The following is a 3,804-nucleotide window of genomic DNA, read 5'->3' as shown; positions in this document are numbered from 1 at the left end:
CAACGACTCGCACTGCACCTGCCCCGCGTGCGCGAGGATTGACGCGGAGAACGGCAGCCCCGCCGGGTCGTTGATTACCTTCGTCAACCAGGTCGCCGCGGCGGTGGAAAAGGCGCATCCCGGGGTGTGGGTTTCGACCCTGGCGTACCAGCATACGGTTGACGCGCCCACCCGGGTGCGGCCGCGCCAGAACGTAGTGGTGCGGCTGTGCAACAACTTCCACGCGGGCCGCTATCCGTTCGTTGACTTCGTCTCCAGCGACCACCCGGAGAGCAAGCGCTACCGCCAGGAGATCAGCGCGTGGTCGGCGATATGCAACCAGCTTACCATCTGGGATTACACCGCCAATTTCGGGCATTACCTTGCGCCGCTGCCCAATATGCAGGTGCTGGCGCCGAGCGTGCGCTACTACGTCGCGCACAAGGTGAAGGGCGTCATGTTGGAGGGCACCTATCAGGGCGCGGGCGGCGAGCGCATGGAGATGCGCAGTTGGGTCATGGCCAAGCTGCTGTGGGACCCCACGCGCGAGGTGGAGGAGCTGACGCGAGACTTCGTCCAGGGCTATTACGAGGAGGCCGCGCCGGCCATTTTCGCCTACTACGAGCTGCTGGATAGGGCCGGAAGCGAGCGCCCCGAGGTGAACATGTATTATAACATGGACGCCCCGTTCCTCTCGCGCGAGTTCCTCGACCAGGCGACCGCGCTGTTCGATCGCGCGGAGGCGCTGGCGCGCAGCGACGAGATCCGCCGCCGGGTGCAGCTCGCGCGGCTGCCCATCATCTACGTCAAGCTGTGCCAGGGGCCGGAGTTCACCGGGCCGGACCGCTATCGCTCCCTCATCGCCGAGTTCGAGAAAGAAGCGCGCCGCGAGAACGTGGTTTTCACGAGGGAGGGGTCTCCTAACCTTGACCTCCGGCTCCAGGAATGGCGCACCGATCTGAGCGTCTCCGAACGGCTGTCGGACATCAAGCCGAGCGAAGTCGAAGTGTGGCCCCTGCCGGCGGTCTGGAGATTCGCCATTGACCCGGAGGATGTGGGGGGATCGAAAGCGTGGTACGGCGCCTCATTCACTGACGCCGATTGGGCCGAGGTGCGCAGCGACCGCGGCAACGGTTGGGACAGCCAGGGCTTCCCGGGCTACACCGGCTTCGGATGGTATCGGCAAACCATCGCCGTTCCCGCGAGCCTGGATCGCAAGTATCTGTACCTGTATTTCGGCGCCGTGGACGAGGAGGCGTGGGTGTACCTCAACGGGCAACTGGCCTTCGAGCACAGCTGCGCGACCACGGGCCTGACGCCGGCTCAGATCTGGGCGACGCCGTTCGCCTTCGATCCCCGGTCGCACCTGAAGCTCGGCGAGGCCAACACGATCGCGGTGCGCGTTTACAACAGCGCATTCATGGGCGGTATTTACCTGCCCGTTTACCTGGTGGCCGCGGATCGTCCTCTGGATGTGCCTCTGGCCAAAGCCGTGGTGGCAAGGGAGGCGCCCAGGTAGCCCCGAGCGTGTGCTTGTACCGCGGGGAGTTCGCGCCCGGCGGAGAAACCCGCGACGGCCCTAGCCGGCGCCGCCGCTGCGCGTGCGAGCGCGTTGGGCGAGGTCGCGCGTGCGAGCGATCTGCTCCTCGCTCACCGCTCGCTCGAAGCTGCGGAAGCCGGCGAGCTTGAAGCCGTGCTTGGCCGCTAGTTGGGCGATCTCCTTGACCTTGGCGACTTCGATCTCGCGGCCCAGGCTGAAGTTCTCATAGCGGCGCTCCAGCGCCAGGATCATGGTCTCCGCCATGCACGCGTACGCGGTGCGCGGCGGAAAGCCGAAGTTGAAGCCGAAGTCCACCGCGCCCGGCACCGCCACCACCCCGCCCTCGATCACCAGCACGTCGGGGCGCTGCTCGGACACCCGCCGGCTGACGTCGCGCGGACGCGCCACGTCGCACACCACCGCCCCCGGCTTGAGGAACCCCGGTTCGATCACCGTGTCCACGGCGCTGGTGACCGTCACCACGATGTCGGCCGCGGGCAGCGAGCGCTCGATGTCGGTCGAGGTTTGGACCTCCGCTTGCGCGCTGATCCTGTCCGACACCGCGCACAGCCTCGCCTGGTCGCGCCCGATCAGGACCAACCGGGGTGCAACCTCGGCCAGCAATTGGGAGGCGACGCGGCCGATCGAGCCGGTGCACCCCACCACGGCCGCGGTGGAGCGTTCGGGGGCCAGGCCCATGACGCGCGCCGCTTGCAGCACGCCCTCGACGGCGGTGGCGACGGTGTAGCTGTTGCCGGTGGTGACGGCGATGTCGAGGCCGCGGGCGACGCTGACACCGGCATCGCCCACCACCGAGGTGAAGGCGCCGAGGCCGACGATGTGCGCGCCGAGCTCCTGGGCGACGCGGCCGGCCTGGATGATGCGGCTGATGACGAAATCAGGGTCGAGGCGGAAGAACTGGCGGGGGGTGAGGGGGAGGGCGATGAACCATCCCTCCGCTTGCGCTCCGTCGCCGCCGGCGATGCCGGTGATGTGAGACACCATGCGGGGCGACATGCGCCTGATGACCCATTCGAGAGCGCCCACCGGCAGGTAGCGGGCCAATGGATACTTGCGCGCGACGTCGGCGGGCGCGAGCGGGTGGATGATGAAGGCGAAGCGGCCCATGCTCATGTGCCAGGCTCACCTTCGTCCTGCAGATGCATGGTTCGAGGGGACAAGCCCAGCCGGTCGAGCAAGTCCAGGTAGTCCGGCCCCGACAGTTCGTGCGGCTGCCGGCCTGAAACCGCAACCAGCACGGCCTCCATGACATTGGTGCCGAATGAGCCCTCGCCGAAGGCGGGGGTAGTGGTGATGAGCCTGCTGATTCCCGCCGCTCGCAGCAGCTTGAGGTCCTGCGCCCGGATGGTGTTGGTGATGACCATGCGGCCGTCCATGTGCGGGGGCAAGTAGCGCCGGATGTAGTGAAAGTCGCCGGCGATCACCTGCGATCGGTAGAAGTACTTCGCGTACTTGCCGGTGACTGACTCCTGCTTGGCGCCGGTGGGGTAAACGACCGACATCGGCAGCCGCCGCACGATGGGCAGGACGACGAAGCCGAGAATCGAGATCGAGCGCAGGGAGTGCAGCGGGAGCGGCACCCCGAGGGCGAAGATCAGGTCACCGTAGGTTACGCGCGCACCCAGTTCGGGGAGCGCGCGCGCCATGCCCGGGCGATCAACGGCGCTTACCAGCAGCGTCTCCTTGCCGCGCAGATCAATCTGCCCTTCCTTGGCCAGGCGATGCAGGAGGTGCGGCTCCAGCGTCTCCTTGAAGCCCCCGCCGTCCACCACCGGCGAGCGCTTCGCCGCCTGCGCCAGCCGGGCCATCGCCACCACCTCGTAGCGGCGCTTGCCCGCCACCAGGTAGCGGTCACCGCCGCCCAAGCCGAAGCAGTCAACCTTGCCGTCGAGCTCTCTGACGAGGGCAAGCGCCTGGTCGAGATCGCCGTCGGTACCGATGCGGTGGATATGCAGACGGTGTCCGCCGAGTTCGACCTCGACCTCCATGTCGCGCGTGGACGAACCCAGGCTGACGCTGACGATCTCTTTCACGGTGCGGGGCGTAGTGTCACCTCCATCGCTCCCGCGCGGGAGCGGCGCGATCCCTGTCGTCGGAAGCGCTCACCGGCGCCCGCGCGCGGCGTGCTGCCAGGCCAGGCGCAGCCCGATCAGGGTCAGGGCCGGCTCGACCCCCGCGACCTTATCCAGCTCGGGCGCCATCATCTCCGCCCATCCGCCGGTGAGGACCGCGGGGACCTCCTCCCCCATCTCCGCGCGCACTCG

General features: G+C 67.8%; 3 protein-coding genes. 1 reads left to right on the top strand and 2 read right to left on the bottom strand.

What is annotated here, in order from left to right:
• On the top strand, nucleotides 1-1,498 hold a 1,498-nt coding region (locus VM221_00785), incomplete at its 5' end, for a DUF4838 domain-containing protein (protein HUT73353.1).
• A gap of 60 nt (nucleotides 1,499-1,558) precedes the next feature.
• Here VM221_00785 and VM221_00780 read toward each other — a convergent pair.
• Together VM221_00780 and VM221_00775 are read right to left on the bottom strand one after the other, a co-directional pair.
• Entirely contained in the window at nucleotides 1,559-2,653 is a 1,095-nt protein-coding gene (locus tag VM221_00780) for a shikimate dehydrogenase (protein HUT73352.1), read from the bottom strand.
• On the bottom strand, nucleotides 2,650-3,573 hold the full coding sequence (locus tag VM221_00775; protein ID HUT73351.1) for a quinate 5-dehydrogenase: 924 nt from the start codon (nucleotides 3,571-3,573) through the stop codon (nucleotides 2,650-2,652). The genes VM221_00780 and VM221_00775 overlap by 4 nt, the downstream gene beginning before the upstream one ends.
• Nucleotides 3,574-3,804 lie beyond the last annotated feature (231 nt).

Source organism: Armatimonadota bacterium, assembly GCA_035527535.1.
GTDB lineage: Bacteria > Armatimonadota > Hebobacteria.
The sequence above is the reverse complement of the archived record's forward strand: the minus strand, read 5'-3'. Positions and strand labels throughout refer to the sequence as shown.